Origin of the sequence: Micromonospora sp. DT233, assembly GCF_049841815.1 — a bacterium.
In the GTDB taxonomy this organism is placed as follows: Bacteria; Actinomycetota; Actinomycetes; order Mycobacteriales; family Micromonosporaceae; genus Micromonospora.
Window position 1 is genome coordinate 117,851 of sequence record NZ_JBNCLB010000016.1, and the last position, 17,773, is coordinate 135,623.

Annotated in this window: 18 protein-coding genes and 1 pseudogene; 9 read left to right on the top strand and 10 right to left on the bottom strand. The window is 73.8% G+C overall.

What is annotated here, in order from left to right; translation table 11 throughout:
• Positions 1-40 precede the first annotated feature (40 nt).
• Positions 41-844 carry an alpha/beta hydrolase gene (locus ACLQ2V_RS24920; RefSeq protein ID WP_425720999.1) on the top strand — a complete coding sequence of 268 codons (804 nt, stop codon included), beginning with the start codon at positions 41-43 and terminating at the stop codon, positions 842-844.
• A 13-nt stretch (positions 845-857) separates the two neighbouring features.
• Here the strand turns inward: ACLQ2V_RS24920 and ACLQ2V_RS24925 are convergent, their stop codons facing one another.
• Positions 858-1,364: a DinB family protein gene (locus tag ACLQ2V_RS24925; protein ID WP_425721000.1), complete on the bottom strand. Its 507-nt coding sequence runs from the start codon at positions 1,362-1,364 to the stop codon at positions 858-860.
• A gap of 113 nt (positions 1,365-1,477) precedes the next feature.
• The gene (locus tag ACLQ2V_RS24930) at positions 1,478-2,395 is read right to left on the bottom strand and encodes a M15 family metallopeptidase (protein WP_425721001.1); all 918 of its coding nucleotides are present in this window, start codon (positions 2,393-2,395) and stop codon (positions 1,478-1,480) included.
• Positions 2,396-2,523: 128 nt separating this feature from the next.
• Here ACLQ2V_RS24930 and ACLQ2V_RS24935 point away from each other — a divergent pair, with 128 nt between their 5' ends.
• Entirely contained in the window at positions 2,524-2,769 is a 246-nt protein-coding gene (locus ACLQ2V_RS24935) for a hypothetical protein (protein ID WP_425721002.1), read from the top strand.
• Between the two features lie 143 nt (positions 2,770-2,912).
• On the opposite strand, the gene ACLQ2V_RS24940 is transcribed toward ACLQ2V_RS24935, so the two are convergent.
• From ACLQ2V_RS24940 to ACLQ2V_RS24950, 3 genes are all read right to left on the bottom strand, one after another.
• Complete coding sequence (locus ACLQ2V_RS24940) at positions 2,913-3,692, bottom strand: peptidylprolyl isomerase (protein WP_425721003.1); 780 nt, start codon at positions 3,690-3,692, stop codon at positions 2,913-2,915.
• A 137-nt stretch (positions 3,693-3,829) separates the two neighbouring features.
• Positions 3,830-5,038, bottom strand: coding sequence for a D-alanyl-D-alanine carboxypeptidase family protein (locus ACLQ2V_RS24945; RefSeq protein ID WP_425721004.1), 1,209 nt, complete (start codon positions 5,036-5,038; stop codon positions 3,830-3,832).
• A gap of 255 nt (positions 5,039-5,293) precedes the next feature.
• Positions 5,294-5,914, bottom strand: a complete 621-nt coding sequence (locus ACLQ2V_RS24950) for a hypothetical protein (protein ID WP_425721005.1) — start codon at positions 5,912-5,914, stop codon at positions 5,294-5,296.
• Positions 5,915-6,669: 755 nt separating this feature from the next.
• Here ACLQ2V_RS24950 and ACLQ2V_RS24955 point away from each other — a divergent pair.
• The 3 genes from ACLQ2V_RS24955 to ACLQ2V_RS24965 all read left to right on the top strand — a co-directional run bounded on the left by ACLQ2V_RS24955 (position 6,670) and on the right by ACLQ2V_RS24965 (position 9,762).
• The gene (locus ACLQ2V_RS24955; RefSeq protein WP_425721006.1) at positions 6,670-7,062 is read left to right on the top strand and encodes a hypothetical protein; all 393 of its coding nucleotides are present in this window, start codon (positions 6,670-6,672) and stop codon (positions 7,060-7,062) included.
• A 95-nt stretch (positions 7,063-7,157) separates the two neighbouring features.
• A complete protein-coding gene (locus ACLQ2V_RS24960) occupies positions 7,158-7,781 on the top strand; it encodes a nucleotidyl transferase AbiEii/AbiGii toxin family protein (protein ID WP_425721038.1) in 624 nt (207 codons plus the stop codon).
• A 187-nt stretch (positions 7,782-7,968) separates the two neighbouring features.
• The gene (locus ACLQ2V_RS24965; RefSeq protein WP_425721039.1) at positions 7,969-9,762 is read left to right on the top strand and encodes a bifunctional metallophosphatase/5'-nucleotidase; all 1,794 of its coding nucleotides are present in this window, start codon (positions 7,969-7,971) and stop codon (positions 9,760-9,762) included.
• Positions 9,763-9,898: 136 nt separating this feature from the next.
• Here ACLQ2V_RS24965 and ACLQ2V_RS24970 read toward each other — a convergent pair whose 3' ends face one another.
• Positions 9,899-10,156 carry a hypothetical protein gene (locus ACLQ2V_RS24970; protein WP_425721007.1) on the bottom strand — a complete coding sequence of 86 codons (258 nt, stop codon included), beginning with the start codon at positions 10,154-10,156 and terminating at the stop codon, positions 9,899-9,901.
• Between the two features lie 86 nt (positions 10,157-10,242).
• On the opposite strand from ACLQ2V_RS24970, the gene ACLQ2V_RS24975 reads away from it, so the two are divergent.
• Positions 10,243-10,446, top strand: coding sequence for a helix-turn-helix transcriptional regulator (locus ACLQ2V_RS24975; RefSeq protein ID WP_425721008.1), 204 nt, complete (start codon positions 10,243-10,245; stop codon positions 10,444-10,446).
• Between the two features lie 151 nt (positions 10,447-10,597).
• Positions 10,598-10,795 (top strand): annotated as a pseudogene (locus ACLQ2V_RS24980) (GntR family transcriptional regulator); the annotation flags it as partial.
• A gap of 47 nt (positions 10,796-10,842) precedes the next feature.
• Here the strand turns inward: ACLQ2V_RS24980 and ACLQ2V_RS24985 are convergent.
• Positions 10,843-12,006 (bottom strand): geranylgeranyl reductase family protein, encoded by a 1,164-nt coding sequence (locus ACLQ2V_RS24985; RefSeq protein ID WP_425721009.1) that lies wholly within the window; start codon positions 12,004-12,006, stop codon positions 10,843-10,845.
• 163 nt (positions 12,007-12,169) lie between these two features.
• Here ACLQ2V_RS24985 and ACLQ2V_RS24990 point away from each other — a divergent pair, with 163 nt between their 5' ends.
• Both ACLQ2V_RS24990 and ACLQ2V_RS24995 read left to right on the top strand, forming a co-directional pair.
• Positions 12,170-12,406, top strand: a complete 237-nt coding sequence (locus ACLQ2V_RS24990; protein WP_425721010.1) for a hypothetical protein — start codon at positions 12,170-12,172, stop codon at positions 12,404-12,406.
• On the top strand, positions 12,403-13,857 hold the full coding sequence (locus ACLQ2V_RS24995) for an MFS transporter (RefSeq protein ID WP_425721011.1): 1,455 nt from the start codon (positions 12,403-12,405) through the stop codon (positions 13,855-13,857). The genes ACLQ2V_RS24990 and ACLQ2V_RS24995 overlap by 4 nt, the downstream gene beginning before the upstream one ends.
• Before the next feature lie 83 nt (positions 13,858-13,940).
• Here the strand turns inward: ACLQ2V_RS24995 and ACLQ2V_RS25000 are convergent, their stop codons facing one another.
• The 3 genes from ACLQ2V_RS25000 to ACLQ2V_RS25010 all read right to left on the bottom strand — a co-directional run bounded on the left by ACLQ2V_RS25000 (position 13,941) and on the right by ACLQ2V_RS25010 (position 17,738).
• Positions 13,941-14,588, bottom strand: coding sequence for a hypothetical protein (locus tag ACLQ2V_RS25000; RefSeq protein WP_425721012.1), 648 nt, complete (start codon positions 14,586-14,588; stop codon positions 13,941-13,943).
• A 16-nt stretch (positions 14,589-14,604) separates the two neighbouring features.
• Positions 14,605-16,326, bottom strand: a complete 1,722-nt coding sequence (locus ACLQ2V_RS25005; protein ID WP_425721013.1) for a DUF4012 domain-containing protein — start codon at positions 16,324-16,326, stop codon at positions 14,605-14,607.
• Positions 16,327-16,499: 173 nt separating this feature from the next.
• On the bottom strand, positions 16,500-17,738 hold the full coding sequence (locus ACLQ2V_RS25010; RefSeq protein WP_425721014.1) for a glycosyltransferase family 4 protein: 1,239 nt from the start codon (positions 17,736-17,738) through the stop codon (positions 16,500-16,502).
• Between the last annotated feature and the right edge of the window lie 35 nt (positions 17,739-17,773).

Here is a 17,773-nt window from a genome sequence, read left to right on the forward strand (position 1 = left end):
CACGGGGGACTTGTCGGACCCCGCGCGTACATTCACGCCCATGGCGCTGATCCGCTGCGACTTCCACTCCGCCACGCTGGGCATGGGCACCTCGATGACCGTGCTCCTGCCCGACCCGGGCGGCGCCGGGATCGGGCTGGCCGGCGGTGCCCCGGCCGGCGACCCGCCCGTGCTCTACCTGCTGCACGGCCTCAGCGACGACGACACGACCTGGACCCGGCGCACCTCGCTGGAGCGATACGTCGCACCCCTCGGGCTGGCCGTGGTGATGCCGCAGGTCGGGCGGAGCTTCTACGCCGACGAGGAGCACGGCAACCTGTACTGGGCGTTTCTCAGCACCGAGCTGCCCGAGCTCTGCCGGTCGTTCTTCCGGCTCTCCGACCGCCGGGAGGACACGTTCGTCGCCGGGCTGTCGATGGGCGGGTACGGGGCGATGAAGTGGGCGCTGCGTGAGCCGGGCCGCTTCGCGGCGGCGGCCAGCCTCTCCGGGGCGCTGAACGTCGCCCGGCGGCGCGAGCACCCGACCAGCCCCATGGATCCGGCCGTCTGGCACACCGCCTTCGGCGACCGGCAGGTCCCCGGCAGCGACGACGACACGGTGGCGCTGCTGGAACGCTCCGGTGCCGCCGACCGGCCGGCGCTCTACGTCGCCTGCGGCACCGAGGACTTCCTCTTCGAGGACAACACCCGCTTCGTCGAGACGGCGCGGCGGCACGACGTGCCGCTCACCGTGGACTTCTCTCCCGGCGCCCACGACTGGGCGTACTGGGACGCGAAGATCCGCGACGTGTTGGCCTGGCTTCCGTTGCGTACGCCCGGCGAGCCGGCTCCCGGCGGCGCGTGACGCGTGCCCGGGTTCAGGTGCCCACCGTGCCGTCGATGGCCTCGCGGAGTAGGTCGGCGTGGCCGTTGTGCCGGGCGTACTCGTGCATCAGGTGCAGCATCACCAGGCGCAGCGACACGTCCTCGCCCGAGCGGGCGTTGTGCGCGACCACGTCCAGCGAGGCGGCCTCCCGCTCGACGCGCCGGGCGTGCGCGACCTCCCGCTGCCACGCCTCGAACGCCTCCGCCCGGCTCGCGGCGCCGGCGTCGTACGCCTCCTGGAAGTCGCCCGTGCGCGACCAGACCAGCGGGACGTCCTCGCCTCCGATCACCCGGCGGAACCAGTGCCGCTCCACCTCGGCGGCGTGGCGCACCAGGCCGAGCAGGCTCAGGGTCGACGGCGGCGAGGCCTGCCGGCGCAACTCCTCGTCGGTGAGCCCGTCGCACTTGACCGCGAGCGTGGCGCGGTGGAAGTCGAGGAAGCCGCGCAGCATCGCGCGCTCGTCGCCGATCAGCGGCGGGTCGGCCCGTACGGTGGTCATCTGTGTTCCTCTCCGGCCGCCGACGGCCTGCCGCACCGGCGGCGGCGCTGACGACTGCCGCGGCGGGTGTCCGAGGGAGCCTAGCCGCCGCCCGCCGCCGCTATCGCCGGAGGTCAGAGCGAGGATCGGGCCACCGGGAAGTCGAAGTACGTCTCGGGGTACGGCTCGTCGTCGTACCGGTAGTGCCACCACTCGCGGGGATAGTTGGTGAAGCCGTGGGCGGTCATCAGCCGCTTGAGCAGGTCACGGTTGGCCCGGGCCAGGCCGGTGATCCCGGGGGCGGCGGTGTGGGCGCGCGGGTCGAAGCAGTCGAAGCCGGTGCCCATGTCGACGCCGTTGTCGGCGAAGCGCCGACCCGCCGGGGCGGTGCAGGGGACCAGGCGCTCGCCGGGGGCGTACCGGGGTTGCTCGGGCGGCGGGTCGGCGACCAGGGTCAGGTCGACCGTGCTGCCCCGGCTGTGCGCGGTGGGGGCGCCGAGGTACCCGTCCGCGAAGAGCCTCGACTTCGCCACGTCGGGGTAGAACTCGGCCTTCATCCGGTCGTCGTCGGCGTCCCTGCCCCAGGCCACGAACTCGTCCACGGCGCGCTGGGGTCGGTAGCAGTCGTACACCTTGAGCCGGTGCCCGGTGGCGCGGGCGGCTTCCTGCACCCGGCGCAACGCCTCGGCGGCGGGGCGGGTGAGCAGGCAGAGCGGCTCCCGGTAGCCGGCGATCGGCCGGCCGACGAAGTTGTGCGCCGTGGCGTACCGGGCGTCGGTGACGATGGTCGGATCCACGTCGGGGAGCGCGACGAAGTCGGCCGGGGCCCGCGACCGCTCGGGCGTCGGGGCCGACGAGCGACCGGACGCCGGGGCCGACGCGGCGGCGGAGGTGGTGGGCACTGCGGGCGTGGCCGGCGCGACGCCCGAGGTGGTGGGCGCGGCGGTGGAGGTGGCCGGCGCGGAGCGCTCCCCCTGCGGGCAGCCCGTCAGCAGCAACACCGCCCCGACCAGCGGCGCGACGACGATTCCGCCCCGGTGCCGCTGTCCCATGCACACCGTTCTAGCAGGATTCGCCCCGGCGGGCGGCCGACCGGCGGGATCCCGCCTCGGCCGCGTGCGGCGTGGAACGGCCGACCCGGGGTACCGACAAGGGCAGGGACGTGGACAGGAGGAGCACCATGACCGACCCCAGGTACACCGCGCTCGGCCTCGCCGCCACCGGCCGGCTCATCGATGACACCGACGACAACTCCGACGGCCCGATCGTCGGCGCGGACGAGGCACGGGCCGATGCCCGGCGGGCCGGCGCGGACGTCGACCTCACCGGCGCCGACCGCGACGGCGACGGCACACCGGTCGGCGCGGCCGACGCGGAGGCCGACCGCACCCGGGCCGCCGGCGAGCAGCCGGGCCCGACCGGATAGGGCCACCACGTGGGACGGGCGGCGCGCGGGCATCGGCCCGCCCGCTGCCCGTCCGCCCGCGCCGCCCGACGCGACGCCCGCGCGCCGCCGGTCGGAGCGCCCGCGCCGCCCGACTCGACGCCCGCGCTTGCGCGTCGTCCGACTCAGCGCCCGAGCCCGCGCGTCGCCCAGTGGATGCGCACGGGGCTGGCGGGGGCCCCGTCGACCGGGGCCGGGTCCTCGGCCGTGGGGGCGATCCCGCCGGCGGCGATCCGGTCCAGGGTGGCCAGGCCGACGCGGTCCACCTCACCGAAGACGGTGTAGTTGGGGCGCAGCGCCGAGTCGGCGTACACCAGGAAGAACTGGCTGCCGTTGGTGTCCGGGCCGGCGTTGGCCATGGCCAGCAGCCCACGGGCGTAGACGCGGCGGGCACCCGTGGGGTCCGTCGGCGCGGGCGGCAGGTCGGTGGGCAGTTCGTCGCCGTACCGGTAACCCGGCCCGCCCTCCCCCGTGCCCGACGGGTCACCGCACTGCAGCACGCTCAGGGTCGGGTACGCGGTCAGCCGGTGGCACGACGTGTGGTCGTAGAACCGGTGCCGCACCAGGTGCAGGAAGCTCTGCACCGTGCAGGGCGCCTGCTCACGGTCGAGGGTCAGCCCGATCGGGCCCTGGTTGGTCCAGAGCTTCACCCGCACCGTGCCGCGCCCCGGCGTCCGACGGGGGTCGGGGGGCAGCGGCACCGGCCGGGCGGCCGGCTCGTCCGGTGTCTGGGTGTACGCGCACGGCCCGGGCGTCGTCCTCGGGGGCGCGGCGGGGCCCGGCGCGGCCACGGCGGCGGCACCGGTGCCGCCGACCAGGGCGGCGGCCAGCAGCGCGACACCGGTGAGGCGGGACAGCGTCCGCGCCGCCCCGGAGTGCGACGGGAAACGGGGTGACCTCGACACTGGGCGTCCTCCTGGGTTCACGACGACTCAGAAAGATCGCAGTCTATGGAGCCGGCCGCCCCGTGTCGATGCCGACACGCGCCCACCGAGCACCGCCCGCCTCGCCGGGGGCGCCGCGCCCACCGGGATCCTGCTACTCACCCCCTGCGACGCCGACGACGTACCAGCGCGGTGACCGCCACGGCGGCCGCGACCGCCACGACGGTCACCGCCGCCGCGATCGGCCACGGCGAGCTTCGGGCACTGCGGTGGGCCGCCACCGCGCGGGGCTCGGCGGTCAGCGGCGCGGGCGACGGGGTGCCGGCCGACGTCGTCTCCCCCGGGTCGACCAGGCGGCCCACCGAGGCGTCGCGGGGCAGCGAGAAGCCCCAGTCCAGCAGCGCCGCGCCCTGTTCCCAGCCGCGCATCGGCCTCGGCTCCGCCCCGAGCAGGGTCACCACCAGCCGACGCCCGCCGCGCTGCGCCGCACCGACGTAGGTGTGCCGGGCGTAGTCGGTGAAGCCGGTCTTGCCGCCCAGCGCCCCCGGATAGCGGTAGATGAGCTGGTTCTCGTTCTGGATCTGGAAGCCCTTCTTCCGCAGCGCCGGCTGGGCGGGGATCCGGGTGCTCTCGGTCAGCGCGAACCGGCGGAAGGTGGGGTCGGCGAAGCAGACCCGGGCGATCAACGCCAGGTCGTACGCGCTGGTGAACTGGCCGGGGCCGTCCAGCCCGGACGGGGTGACCGCGTGGGTCTGCAGCGCCCCGAGGCGACGGGCCTCGGCGTTCATCGCCCGCACCCCGCCGGCCACTCCGTCCCCATCGCCGACGAGTCGGGCCAGCACGTTGGCCGCCTCGTTGCCGGATTGCAACAGCAGGCCCAGGAAGACCGTCTCGACGGTGTAACGGCCACCCTCCAGCAGGCCGACGGCGGAGCTGCCGGGGGCGATGTCCAGGTCCTCGTGGGTGACGGTCACCGACTGCTTCGGGTCCAGCCGAGGCAGCGCGGTGGCGGTCAGCAAGAGTTTCTGCACGCTGGCCGGGGTGGCGTACTCGTGCGGGCCGCAGCCGCCGAGCACCGCCCCGGTGTCCAGGTCGGCGACCAGCCACGACGTCGCGGTGATGGCCGGCGGCGCGGGCGTGCCGGCCGGGACGACCAGGCCCGCGGTGGCCAGCGCGGCGCCGCCCACCGCCTGCTGCTCCGGCACGGCGGGCGGGGGCGTGGGCTTCGGCGACCGCGTCACCTTCGGGGCCGCCACCTTCGGGCAGGGCACCGACGCGGCCACACCACCGGCCGGCGCGGCTACGGCCGGCGCGGCTGTCCCGGCCGCAGCGAGGATGACGGCGGCCGCCAGCACCGAAGCTCTCATCCGAGCACCCTAACCGGCGGCCCACCAACGGGTTCCACCCACGTTTCTCCGCGTGAACCCCACGCACCGACGCGCCACCCGGCAGTACGACCACCCCGGGTCCCTCGGTCCACCCCGTCAGTGCGCCCACCGCCCCATTCTCCGGCCCGACCATCCGGGCGTGCGGACGCCGCCGGCCGGGCACCCTGCGTGCGGGTGCCCGGCCGGCGGCGGTACGACTGCGTGCGCGTGCGGTGTAGCTGAGGTGAGCGGGGGTCAGCTGGTCCAGTGCTCGGCGACGAGGTCGGCGGCGAGCTGCTCCCACTGGGCGTAGTGGTCGGGGTAGGCGGAGACCTGGACGGTCTGGGCGGCCTTGGTCAGGGGCATGTCCTGCCACCCGTCGACCTGCTTGAGGCCCTTGAGGAACGCCAGCGTGGAGTACTCGGGGTCGGTGATCTGCTCCACCGTGCCCCACCCGCTGGTCGGGCGCTGCTGGAACAGGCCCTGCGAGTCGTGGTCGTTGCGGTCACCCAGGTGACCCAGGTTCTCCAGCTTCGACTCCTGCAACGCGGTGCCGATCGAGACCACGGCGGCCCGCTCGTCCATCCCGGCCTTCTTCGTCGCCGCGATGATCGCCTTCACATTCGCGGTCTGCTCGTCGTCCAACTCGATGCGGGACTGCTCGCCCTGCACACCGCCGTGCGGGATCAGCTTGCCCTTGTCCACGCCCGGCTTGTCGGCCTTGTCGGCGGCCTGGACGGCCACGGCGGCCGGCATGGCGTCGGCGGCGCTCGGGGCGAGGGTGGTGTCGTGGTTCAGGGGGCCGGCGGCCAGGCCACCGGCGAACGCCAGACCAGCGATACCGAGAACGCTCTTACGCAGCATCGTGTTCGTCATGGGGGTGACTCCAATCGGGGATCGACACCCGCACGCCATCCGGGGGGACGACAGACACGGATGTGAGCACCACGCGGGGGCGCCCAACATGGGGAAAACACACGGGGAAAGATCTCGTCTCGCGCCGCACGCACGGCCCGACCCGGGGGCGGGCTCGCGGTGCTGGCGGGGTCGGGCTGTGGTGACGGGGTCCAGGTGTAACCACCGGCGACCCGCCCGCATTCCACAAGGCGATCACGCATTCCACAAGGCGATCACGCCTGGCCGGAGACAACTCGGGGACACGCAGCGCAACCCGATGTCGTAAACGACTCAGCTCCACAGCCTCCCGAACAGGAGTTGCCCACCGCCCTTGCCGGCGAGCGGCCGGAGCTGAAACCGACCGGGAGATCGCCAGACTCGGCACGGGCCCTGCTCGATCGGCCCTGCTGGATCGTCCGCCATGTGTAACCACCCCGGGCCGGCCGGTGTTCCGCCCCCACGATGCGACGGCTCACACACGCAGCAGCGAGAGTTCCCCTGAAACCGACACATGGCTCAACACGGACAATTCGCCCGCATGGAATCGTATTCTTGGCACGAGACCCTCGATCCACACCGTATCCATGACATCGGGCGATGGAGACGCCAGGAACACCCAATGTCACTGACACGGTGTTGATCACAACGCCGGACGCCGCTGCACGGAGACCGCAGGTGCATGGCAAGCCGTCCAGAGCACGTGACACGACCCGACCAGGGGTTACCCTGACACCATGCAGGGCGTACTCCCCCCCGTCTCGACCGGCGTGGCCTTCCTGGCCCGCCCCGGCCGCCCCGCCGTCGTCGCCGCCACGCTGACCGAGCTGACCGGCCCCACCCGGGGGCTCGTCGAGCTGCCCGTGCGGCTGATGTGGAGCACCGAGCGCACCTTCGACCTCGGCGACCCCGACGACCTGCTCTGGATGTACGAGAACGTGCTGCGCGAAACCACCCGCGCCGCCGACCTGCGCGAGTTGGTCAACGGCCACCTGTTGCGCCAGGTCTGGTGCCTGCTCAACCTCCCCCGAGGCGTGCGGGACGCGTGGGAGCACCACCATGGGGCGCTGCGCACCGAATCGGCCTCGTCGGCGACCCGAAGGGTCGACGCGGCCCTGCGCCCGGCGTGACCGACGCCGCCCCGCCGCACGAGCCGCCCCGCGACGCCTCCCCACCGGAGACGCCCCACCACGACACCGCCCCACCTGACGCGTTCTATCGGGAGATCGCCCGGGTGGCGCTGTCGGTCGCCGGGCGGCACCGCTTCGTACTCGGCGGGGGTGTCGCGTGGGCGGCGCACGGGCTGCTCTCCCGCCCGACGGAGGACGTGGACCTCTTCGCCGACGTCGAGGGTGCCGCGGCGGCTGCGGCGGCCGAGGTGCGTACGGCGCTGGAGCACGCCGGTTTCGAGGTCACCGACGCGGACCCGGACAGCGACCTCGGGGAGCTGTTCGCCGGGTTCGAGCGGGACATGAAGGACTTCGTGGTGAGCCGGGGGCCTCGGCAGATCCGGCTCAGCCTGGGCCGGCTCGACCGGTATCGCAGCCCGGTGGTGATGGACCTGGGGCCGGTGATGGACGTGCGGGACCTGGTCGCCAACAAGACGGCCGCGCTGGTCAACCGGCGCGAGGTGCGGGACTTCATCGACGTGGCCGCCGTCGTCGAGCACTACCCGGTGGCGGAGTTACTCTCCCTGGCCCGGCAGCTCGATCCCGGGCTCGACCCCGAGGACGTGCGGGCGGCGGGCCGCTACCTTGACCGCCTGCCCGACCGCAGGTTCATGCGGTACGGGCTGGACGCGACCCAGGTGGCCCGGCTGCGGTCGCGACTGGCGGGCTGGCCCCGCTGAGGCCGGCCGGAGCCTCCGCCGGCTGGCCCCGCTGAGGCCGGCCGGAGCCACCGCCGGCTGGCCCCGCTGAGGCCGGCCGGAGCCGGCGAAGGCTGCCCCGGTGGCTGTTGTGGCAGGAGTGACCTGAGCTGGTTATGGTGCGCAGGGGCGCCCCACGAGGCGCGTCCACCCCATGGAAAGGCACCTCATGATCTCCTCCTCCGGCGCGTCGCGCCGTCAGGTGCTGGCCGTCGCAGCCGCTGCGGCAACAGCCCCTCTGGTCGCGGGCGCACCCGCCCAGGCGGCCGGCTCGAAGGGCCGCAAGACCTGGGACCTGACGATTTTGGGCACCTCGGACACCCACGGCAACGTCTACAACTGGGACTACTACTCCGACGCCGAGTACGACGACAGCAAGCACAACGACGTCGGCGTCGCGAAGCTGGCCACCCTGGTCAACCAGATCCGCGCGGAGCGCCGGGGCAAGGCGACGCTGGTCCTCGACGCGGGCGACACGATCCAGGGCACCCCGCTGGCCACGTACTACGCCAAGCAGGAGCCGATCACCGCCACCGGCGCGACGCACCCGATGGCCAACGCCATGAACATCCTGAACTACGACGCGGTGACGCTGGGCAACCACGAGTTCAACTACGGCCTGCCGCTGCTGGCGAAGTGGATCAGTCAGCTCGGCTTCCCGGCGCTCGCCGCGAACGCGGTCAACGAGGCGACGGGGAAGCCGGCGTACCTGCCGTACGTCATCAAGGAGGTTCGGCTCGGCGGGCACGGCGCGCCGAAGCTGAAGGTCGGCATCCTCGGCCTCACCAACCCGGGCGTGGCGATCTGGGACCGGTCCAACGTCGAGGGCAAGCTGGTCTTCGCCGACATGGTGGCCACCGCCGCCAAGTGGGTGCCGATCATGCGGGAGCGCGGCGCGGACGTCGTGGTGGTCTCCGCGCACGGCGGCGACAGCGGCACCTCCAGCTACGGCCCGGAGCTGCCCAACGAGAACCCGTCCGCGTTGATCGCCGAGCAGGTCCCCGGCATCGACGCGATCCTCTTCGGCCACGCGCACAACGAGGTCGTCGAGAAGTTCGTGACCAACACCGGGACCGGCGCGCAGGTGCTGCTGACCGAGCCGTCGAAGTGGGGCCAGCGGCTGACCCGGATGGACTTCAGCCTCACCCGGGAGCGGGGCCGCTGGAAGGTCGTCGGCAAGCACGCCACCATGCTGAACACCAACACGGTGGTCGAGGACCCGGCGGTCCTCGCGGCCGTGCGCGGCCAGCACGCCAAGACCGTCGCGTACGTCAACACGGTCGTCGCCCAGTCCACGGTGCAGTTGTCGGCGGCCGAGTCGCGGTACAAGGACACCCCGATCGTGGACTTCATCAACCACGTCCAGACCGAGGTGGTCACGGCGGCGATGGCCGGCACGGCGTACGCCGATCTGCCGGTGTTGTCGATCGCGGCGCCGTTCAGTCGCACGGCGGTCTTCCCCGCCGGTGACGTGCGCATCCGCGACGTGGCCGGGCTGTACGTCTTCGACAACACCCTCGAGGCGGTGGTGCTCACCGGCGCGGAGGTGCGCGCGTACCTGGAGTTCTCGGCGAAGTACTTCACCACCCTCGCAGTGGGCGCGCCGGTCGACCCTGCGACGATCAGCGACCCGGCGGTGCCGGACTACAACTACGACATCTTCTCCGGCATCGAGTACGACATCGACGTGAGCAGGCCGGTCGGCCAGCGGATCACCCGCCTGGTCCTGCCCGGCACCGACACCCCGGTCGCCGACGACGCCCGGTTCGTGGTCGCGGTGAACAACTACCGGCGCAGCGGCGGCGGCAACTTCCCGGGCATCGTGAAGACCCAGGTCTACAACGCGCAGCAGGAGATCCGCCAGCTGCTCATCGACTGGGCGCAGGCACGGGGCACCATCGACCCGGCCGACTTCTACGTGCCGAACTGGCGACTGGTCCGCGCGGGCACCCCGCTCTTCTAACCGGCCCCTCCCAAGCGTGCGGGGGCGGGAGGCACCACACCCCGGTGCCTCCCGCCCCACCATCGGATAGATCTTGGTACATTCCGGCCCCCGGAGGGGCCATCCCGTACCATGATCTACCGGCTGCACGCGCCGCCTAGGCGGCTTCCGCCGGCCTGCCGACCTCGCAGTCGAAGATCTGCGCCCAGAACTGCACCAGGCTCCGGATCGACCCGCTGTGGATGATGCCCCTGGCCCCGGTCCTGATGATCCAGGCGTCGCCGCCGGGGAGGGCGATCACCCAGCCCAGGACGTGCTCGTCCTGCTTCATCACGAGGATCGCCGGGCTCTCCGCGACGGCGAGGACGGGCAGCGCGGAAAGCTGTTCCTTCCAGGTCCCCTCGTCCGTGGTCACCGCCGCAAGTTCCTCCCCAGCAAGCCCGGTGCTTCCGGGCGGCTCCGCAGGCCCCGGGCCCACCTGCCGGAATTAGCATGTCGGGTGTGGAACTGGAGTTGATGGGAGCAGCCGAAATTCAGGAAAGGCTCGGCATCTCTCGTCAGCGGGCCTACATACTCGTCTCCCGCCGAGACTTCCCAGCACCCGTGGCCACTCTCAAGATGGGTTCCGTGTGGCTGAAATCCGATGTCGACGCCTGGATCGCCGAGAAGCGGCCACATCTCCTGGAAACGGGCGAGGAACTGTAAGAGGGCGACACGCCGCCCTCGCCGATCAGCACGAATGCCACTGCGGCACCGTCAGCCGGGCGGACCGGACCGGCGTGCCGGAACATCCGCACGACCGTCGACACGAGCGGGAGGTTGTTGGGATGAGCGCGGCGGCTGTTCCAATGGTCCGATGACCGGCTACGTTCCGACCTTCCGGGTCGTCATCAACGACGTCAGGAAATCGATATCCTCGGGGCAGCTCAAAGAGGGCGACAAGCTGCCTTCGCTGCCCCAGCTCGCCGAGAGGTACGGATGCTCCGTCGGCACCGTCAGACGGGCGGTCGAACACCTCCAGATCACCGGCGAACTGCAGGGACGACAGGGCAAGGGGACCTACGTGACCGGCAAGCTCCCGAGAATTCCTAGCGCCTCCGATCAGCGCGGCGCGGACGGAGCCGGGCGGAGTTGGCGGGCCGGGGGGAGCCGGTCCAGCAGGGCCAGCGCCGCCCGCACCGGCGCGCGGTCCAGCGTCTGCTCGAAGCTCGCCCGCCCCTGACAGAATCGCACGAACATCCCCCACCCGGCCGGGGTGGCCAGCAGGGCGTGGAAGACGTCCGGCCGGCGGGAGAAGACCTCCAGCAGCCGATGCCCGGCCCGCATCGACGGCACCAGGTCGCGGTCCACCCCGCGCGGGTAGCCGTCCAGGTCGCCGGCGGCGACGGCCGCCCCGGCGAGCGCTCCGGAGCGCAGCGCGTAGCTGATGCCCTCCCGGCTCCACGGTTCCAGCAGGCCGGCGGCGTCGCCTGCGACGAGGACCCGGCCGTGGCGCAGCGGCGAGTCGTCGGCGCGGCAGCGGGTCAGGTGCCCGGAGTCGTGCTGCGGGGTCACCCCGGCCAGGCCGAGCCGGTCGACGAAGTCACGCAGGTACTCCCGGGTCCGCTCCCCCGCGCCCCGGCCGGCGATGACGCCCACGGTGAGAGAATCACCCTTGGGGAAGACCCACGCGTACGAGCCGGGGATCGTCCCCCAGTCCAGCAGCAGCCGCCCCCGCCAGCGGCGCTGCTGCGCCTCGGGCACCGGCAGCTCCACCTCCAGGCCCAGGTCGACCTGGGCGTAGCGGACGCCGACGTGCCGGGCGGTCACCCCGGAGGAGCCGTCCGCGCCGATGACCGCGCGGGCGCGGACGGTGTCGCCGTCGGCCAGCCGCAGGCGTACCTCGTCGGGGTCCTGCTCCAGGGCGCGGACGGCGACCCGCTGGCGCAGCTCGGCCCCGGCGCTGATCGCGGCGGCGCGCAGCCGGTCGTCGAACTCGTCGCGGCGCACCATCGTCACCAGGGGGCCGCCGGCGCTGCGGCGGGTGAACTCGCGGCGGCCGTCGCGGGTGAACGTGGCCCGGTCCACCCGGTCGTGCGCCGGCACGTCGATCCGGCCGTCGAGCGCGGCGAGGGAGGTGCCGATCAGGCCCCCGCCGCAGGTCTTGTAGCGGGGGTGTTCGGCGCGCTCCACGACCAGGGTACGCAGCCCGGCGCGGGCCGCGGCGTGGGCGGCGGAGAGCCCGGCGGGGCCGCCACCGACGACAGCGAGGTCCCAGATGATCACCGTTGCAGCCTAGTACGGCGGTCGCCGCGCCGGATCATGGTCGAGCTCGCGGGAGCGAACCACACGTCCGGATGTGCGGCGATCCGGTGGGCATCAACGGCGGGGCGGCGGGTAACCGCGCAGCGCAGTCGCCCCGCGCGGGGCCGGTGTCGAGGAGGAAGTCATGCAGCAGGTACGGCTGTCGGAGGTCGAGGAGCGGGTGTACCGGGCGGTGGCCACGCTCGAGGCCCAGGGGCAGGTCCCCTACCCGGACATGATCGCCCAGGAGTCGGGGTTGCCGCCGGACGAGATCCACGGGCCCCTGCACATGCTGACCGAGAAGAACCTCCTGCACCGGGAGGACTCCCCGATGGCGGGGCTGGACTTCGGCCCGCGCTGGTGTGCCCGTCAGATGGCGTGACCGACGGCGGCGAGCGGGTCGACAACCGGCGACGGTGGCAGGCCCTCGGGGTCGGGCTGGTCGCCGCCTTCATGACCCTGCTCGACGTGAGCATCGTCAACGTCGCCGTGCCGTCGATCGACCGGGCGCTCGGCGCGACCCCGAGCGACCTGCAGTGGGTGCTCTCCGGGTACGCGCTCGCCTTCGGCCTGGTGCTGGTGCCCGCCGGGCGGTTCGGTGACGCGCGCGGGCGGCGCAACGCGTTCGTCCTCGGGATCGGCCTGTTCACGCTGACCAGCGCGCTGGCGGGGCTGGCCCGCTCGCCGGAGTGGCTGATCGTCGCCCGGCTGTTGCAGGGCGCCGCCGCCGGCATCGTCAACCCTCAGGTCAGCGGCCTGATCCAGCAACTGTTCCGGGGGCCGGAGCGGGGCCGGCCGTTCGGCCTGCTGGGCACCACCATCGGCATCTCCACGGCGGTCGGGCCGCTGCTCGGCGGGTTGCTGATCCAGGCCGGCGGCGCGGAGCACGGCTGGCGGTGGGTCTTCTTCGTCAACGTCCCGGTGGGCGTCGTCGCGATGGTGCTCGGCTGGCGGCTGCTGCCGGCCGCGCCGGCCGGGGGGCGTCGCCGGGAGAGCCTCGACCCGGTCGGGGTGCTGCTGCTCGGCGTCGGCGTGCTGCTGTTGCTGCTGCCGCTGGTGCAGCGGGAGCAGTGGCGAGGGCCGCGGGGCTGGGCGCTGGCGGCGGCCGGGCTGGCCGTCCTCGCCGGCTTCGCCGCCTGGGAGCGCCGGTACGCCCGCCGCCGGCCGCCCCTGTTCGACCTGCGGCTGTTCGGGTTCCGCTCGTACACCCTGGGGTCGCTGGTCGCGCTGCTCTACTTCGGCGGCTTCACCGCGATCTTCTTCGTCTTCACCCTGTACCTGCAGAACGGCCTCGGCTACAGCGCGCTGGTCGCCGGCGTGGCGATCACCCCGTTCGCGCTCGGCGCGGCCGCCGCGTCCGCGCTGGGCGGCCGGATCGTCGACCGGTACGGCCGCCCGCTCGTCGCCGTGGGCCTGCTCGTCGTGGTGCTCGGCCTGGGCGCGGTGGTCCTCGTGCTCCGCGCCGACCCGCCCGGCTCGGTGCCCCTGCTCACGGCGGCGCCGCTGCTGGTCGCCGGGCTGGGCAGCGGTCTGGTCATCGCCCCGAACCAGACCCTCACCCTGGCCCAGGTGCCGGTGGCGCAGGCGGGCAGCGGCGCGGGGATGCTCCAGACCGGCCAGCGGATCGGTTCCGCCGCCGGCATCGCCGCCGTCGGGGCGGTCTTCTTCTCGGCGCTGGCCGACACGGGCGGGGACTGGTCGGCGGCGGTGCGGCACTCGCTGTCGCTGGCCGCCGGGATCGTCGCGCTCGCCCTGGTCGCCGCCCTGGTCGACGTCCACCTCGGCCGCCGCCGGTGCCGCCCGGCCACCGCCGACGACGGTGCCCGCCGGTGAGGATCCCGGCGGGCACCGTCGTGTGCTGACTCGGGCACTGCCCGGCTCGGCACGGTCGGTTCGACCCCGAGAGCACGGTCGGGTCAGTTCGAGCCCGACTCCATGCGGCGTCGACGCCAGGCCAGGCCGGCGAGGGTCAACACGACGCCGATGCCGAGCAGGCCGCCGCCGAGGGCCAGCGGCGTGCCGACGCTGTCACCGGTCACGGGCAGGCCGCTGCGCGTCGGCTGAGGGCTGTGGCACGACAGCACGCTGATGGTCGCGCTGGCCGTCAGGTGCGAGGTGAGCCCGACGGCGGTAAAGGTGAGCCGGCCGACGACGCTGGGTGTGTAGGCAACGGAGAACCGTCCCGCCCCGTTGGCCTGCGCCGTGAAGACCAACGGGGCCGCCGCCTGGTACGCCACCGGGGCCAGCGCGACGGTGCTGCCGTCGCTGCGGCGGGTCGGTGCCTGGTCACGCGGCCCGGCGGCGAGTGGTGCCACCGTAACGGTGATCTCGACGGTCTCGTTCGGTCCGAAACCCGCCCCGGTGATCGTGGTGGTCCCCCCGATGCAGATCGACGGCGGGTCCAGGCTCAGCGCGGGCGGTTGCGGCGGATACGGCGTCGGCTGCGGTGAGCCCGACTGCGACTGCGACGGTGTCGGCTGCGGCTGCGCCGCCCCCGCCGCTGTCGGCACGGCCACGACGGCGAGGCCGACCGTGAGCGCCATGATGATGCGGGATAGCCGCATGATTGGTTCCCTCCTACTACTGGTCACAATGTGGTGCGGACTTCACTTGGGTGGTCCACGGGGTGGCGGTCGGGGTGTGCCAGAGGTCGGCGGCGCCGCTGCCGGTCGTGCCGGTCAGCACGTCGACGTCCAGGGTTCGGGTCGCGCCGGGGGCCACCTCGACGGTGGCGATGACGGCCTGTCTCCGCCGGTGCGAGCCGCTGCCGACGCGCAGGGGGGCACCGTCGAGCCGGCTGGTGAGCACCGCGCCGCCGGCCGGGCTGTAGACGGCCACGAGGGTCCGGGCGGTGTACGGGTCCCCCGCCAGGCCGAGGCCGAGCACGGACGGGGAGAGCCCACGGGCGGGCGCGGTCGAGCGCAGCGTGAAACGCAGCCGCAGCAGCCTGCGACCGTCCGGGCGGCACTCGCCGACGGTCAGGCTCGCCGCGGGTCGCAGGTAGTAGCCGAGCTTCGCGCCGCTGCCGTCGTTGAGGAAGACGCCGACGGTGGGCACGTCCTCCTGGTCGGGCAGCGACCCGCCCAGCCGGTTGCCGACGATGACCCGCTGCTCGGCCGGGTGGGCACTCCAGAACAGGATGCGCCGCTCGTCGATGGCCCGCTGCAGGGCGGAGAGGAACGCGCGCGGGTTCACGTCGCGGGTGAAGAAGGCGTTGAAGACCGCCGCCGCCGAGGCCGCGAAGAAGTCGTCCTGCTCCTTCTGCTCCAGCCGCTGGTAGGTCTCGGAGAGCAGGGTGTGCACGACCTTGTCGCCGACCAGGGTGGGGTGGCCGGGCACGGGCACCGGCCCGGTGGCCCGCAGCAGGTACGACAGCACCACCGGGTCGACCGCGAGCACGCCGTCGACGGTCGTGCCGTGGCGTTGGGCGTACATCTTGGCGAACAGGGCGGCGGCGGTCGGGAAGTCCGGCGTCAGGTTGACGTCCGCCGGGTACGTGCCGACCAGGTCGGTGTAGAGGTTGCGCACCTCGGGGCTCAGCTCGGCGGCCAGGTCGAACCGGCCCAGGCCGCCGACGGCGTTCGACTCGCCCATCCGCAGCCGGCCCCGCTCGGCGTTGACGACCGCGTACGCGCCGAACATGCCGCCGGTGGCGCGCAGCTCCGCCGGGTTCTGCGACACCATCAGGTAGCGGCGCGCCCCGTCCGCGCCGAGCAGGGTCGGCAGCAGCCGGGCCACCTGGTCGGCGCCCCGGGTCAGGGTGGCCAGCTCGTCGATCTCGGCGCGCAGGTCGGTCACGGCCTGCCGCACCTGGCCGACCAGGTCGGCGGTGGGGACGGCGGCGAGCCGGGCGCCGGCCCGCCGGACCACCCGGTCGGCGTCGCCGAGCTGGGGCGACAGGCCCCGCAGGCGGGCGACGTCCAGCTGGCCCCGGCCGGGCAGCAGGGTGGCCAGGTCGGCGCGGAGCAGGGTGGGAAACGCGTCGCGGGCGAGTTCGTCGATGGCCAGGGCGATCTGGCGCACCGCGCGGAGGTCGTCCCCGGCGTACGGGGCGCGCTGGCCGACCCACCAGCCCGGGTCGGCGGTCGCGGCGCGGGCGGCGGCGGCCTGCTCCTGCAGGGCCGCGAGGGTACGTCGCGCCCGCTCCACGTCGGTGCCCGTCACCTCGGTGCCGAGCTGCCGCGCCAGCCCGGCGGCGTTGAGCAGGTGCGCCCGCGCCTGCCAGGTGCGCAGGCCCACCCAGCCGGCGCCGAGCAGCACGAGGGAGCCGACGAGCAGGCCGGCGAGCAGGGCGCGACGCACCCGCGACCGGACGCGTCGCCGGGACCTTCGCCCTCGACGCCGGTCATCCGCTCCTTCGCCCACACCCGCCCCCATCCACTAGCCGGCAAAAAGGACAAAAATGATAATCAATCACTTTGTACCATGATATGCCCATACGGCGCGGCATTATCGTGGTTTCTACGCCGGATGTCCTATCCGGGGTGCCGCTGCGGGCCCGACGCGCGCCGCTGGTCGATTGCCTCGTGGAGCAGGTGCTCGACGCGGTCCACCCCGGCGCGCAGCGACATGTCCCGCTGGTACGCCTCCCGGCCGCGCCGGCCCATCTCCCGCCGGGCCGGCGGCGGGATGGTGGCGGCCAGCCAGAACCGGTCGGCCAGGGCGGCCCAGTCCTCGGGCGGGCAGGAGAGCCCGGCGCGGGCCCGCTCCACGATCTGCACGGTGTCGCCCCCGGCGGAGGCCACCACCGGCGCGGCGCAGCTGAAGGCCGCCTGGAGCTTGCCGGGGACCGTCGCGCGCAGCTCCGGCAGGTCGCGCAGCGACACGAGCTGGTAGTCCGCCGCCGCGTACAGGTCGGCCATCTCCAGCGGCGAGCGCCGGGCGACGAACCGGACGTTGCCGGCCCCCAGCTCCGCGGCGAGCCCACGCACCCGCGCCTCGTCCGGCCCCGAGCCGACCAGGACCAGGTCCATCGTGCCCCGCAACGGCGCGGCGGCGCGGACCGCCGTCTCCAGGCCGTGCCGGGAACCGATGGTGCCCGCGTGCATCACCGCGCAGCGGCCGTCGCCGCGCACCAGCTGGCGGGCCGCCGGGGTCGGCTCGGCGGGACGGAAGAGCCGCTCGTCGGTCCAGTTGAGCACCAGTCGCACCCGGGCGGCCTCGGCACCGCCCGCGACCACCAGGTCACCCATGGCGGGGGCGGCGACCGCGACCACGTCGGCGCGGCGGTAGAGCCGCCGAGTGGCGGCGGCGACCCGCCCCGCCCAGGGATTCGCCGCCTGCGCGCCGGTCAGCTCGGGATACACGTCCTGCACGTGCAGCAGGGTCGGCACCCCGCCGAGCAGGCGCAGCAGCCCGACCGCCGCGAAGGTCGTCGGCGGAAGCTGGTGCACGTAGAGCGCGTCCAGGCCGGCGAGGTGCCCCCGGCCGATCGTGGCGGCGCTCGCGGCGAAGGAGAGCCAGCTCGCCATCCGGGCGCGCACGGAAGGATCCCCGCCGGTCAGGCGCGGCACCCGGCGTACGGCCAGCCGCTCGCTGTGGCTCTGGTGGCGCCACCGCTGCCGCCAGCCCGGATACCCGTGGCCGCCGGGGTAGTCGGGAAAGCCGGTCAGCACCCGGACCTCGTGCCCCCGGGCGGCCAGCTCCTCGGCGAGGCTGCCGGGGATGAACGCCGGCTCAGGCGGGAAGTGGTACGTCAGGATGCCGACCCGCATCGGTCCTCCCCACCGCGACGCTCACCAGGGGGCGC

Excerpts from the sequence above, each read along its gene's own strand:
- ACLQ2V_RS25000 (WP_425721012.1), bottom strand. The coding sequence starts at position 14,588 with ATGCGGCTATCCCGCATCATCATGGCGCTCACGGTCGGCCTCGCCGTC.
- ACLQ2V_RS24930 (WP_425721001.1), bottom strand. The coding sequence starts at position 2,395 with ATGGGACAGCGGCACCGGGGCGGAATCGTCGTCGCGCCGCTGGTCGGG.
- ACLQ2V_RS24925 (WP_425721000.1), bottom strand. The coding sequence starts at position 1,364 with ATGACCACCGTACGGGCCGACCCGCCGCTGATCGGCGACGAGCGCGCG.
- ACLQ2V_RS24945 (WP_425721004.1), bottom strand. The coding sequence starts at position 5,038 with ATGAGAGCTTCGGTGCTGGCGGCCGCCGTCATCCTCGCTGCGGCCGGG.
- ACLQ2V_RS24935 (WP_425721002.1), top strand. The coding sequence starts at position 2,524 with ATGACCGACCCCAGGTACACCGCGCTCGGCCTCGCCGCCACCGGCCGG.
- ACLQ2V_RS24955 (WP_425721006.1), top strand. The coding sequence starts at position 6,670 with ATGCAGGGCGTACTCCCCCCCGTCTCGACCGGCGTGGCCTTCCTGGCC.
- ACLQ2V_RS25010 (WP_425721014.1), bottom strand. The coding sequence starts at position 17,738 with ATGCGGGTCGGCATCCTGACGTACCACTTCCCGCCTGAGCCGGCGTTC.
- ACLQ2V_RS24990 (WP_425721010.1), top strand. The coding sequence starts at position 12,170 with ATGCAGCAGGTACGGCTGTCGGAGGTCGAGGAGCGGGTGTACCGGGCG.
- ACLQ2V_RS24965 (WP_425721039.1), top strand. The coding sequence starts at position 7,969 with ATGATCTCCTCCTCCGGCGCGTCGCGCCGTCAGGTGCTGGCCGTCGCA.
- ACLQ2V_RS24920 (WP_425720999.1), top strand. The coding sequence starts at position 41 with ATGGCGCTGATCCGCTGCGACTTCCACTCCGCCACGCTGGGCATGGGC.
- ACLQ2V_RS24950 (WP_425721005.1), bottom strand. The coding sequence starts at position 5,914 with ATGACGAACACGATGCTGCGTAAGAGCGTTCTCGGTATCGCTGGTCTG.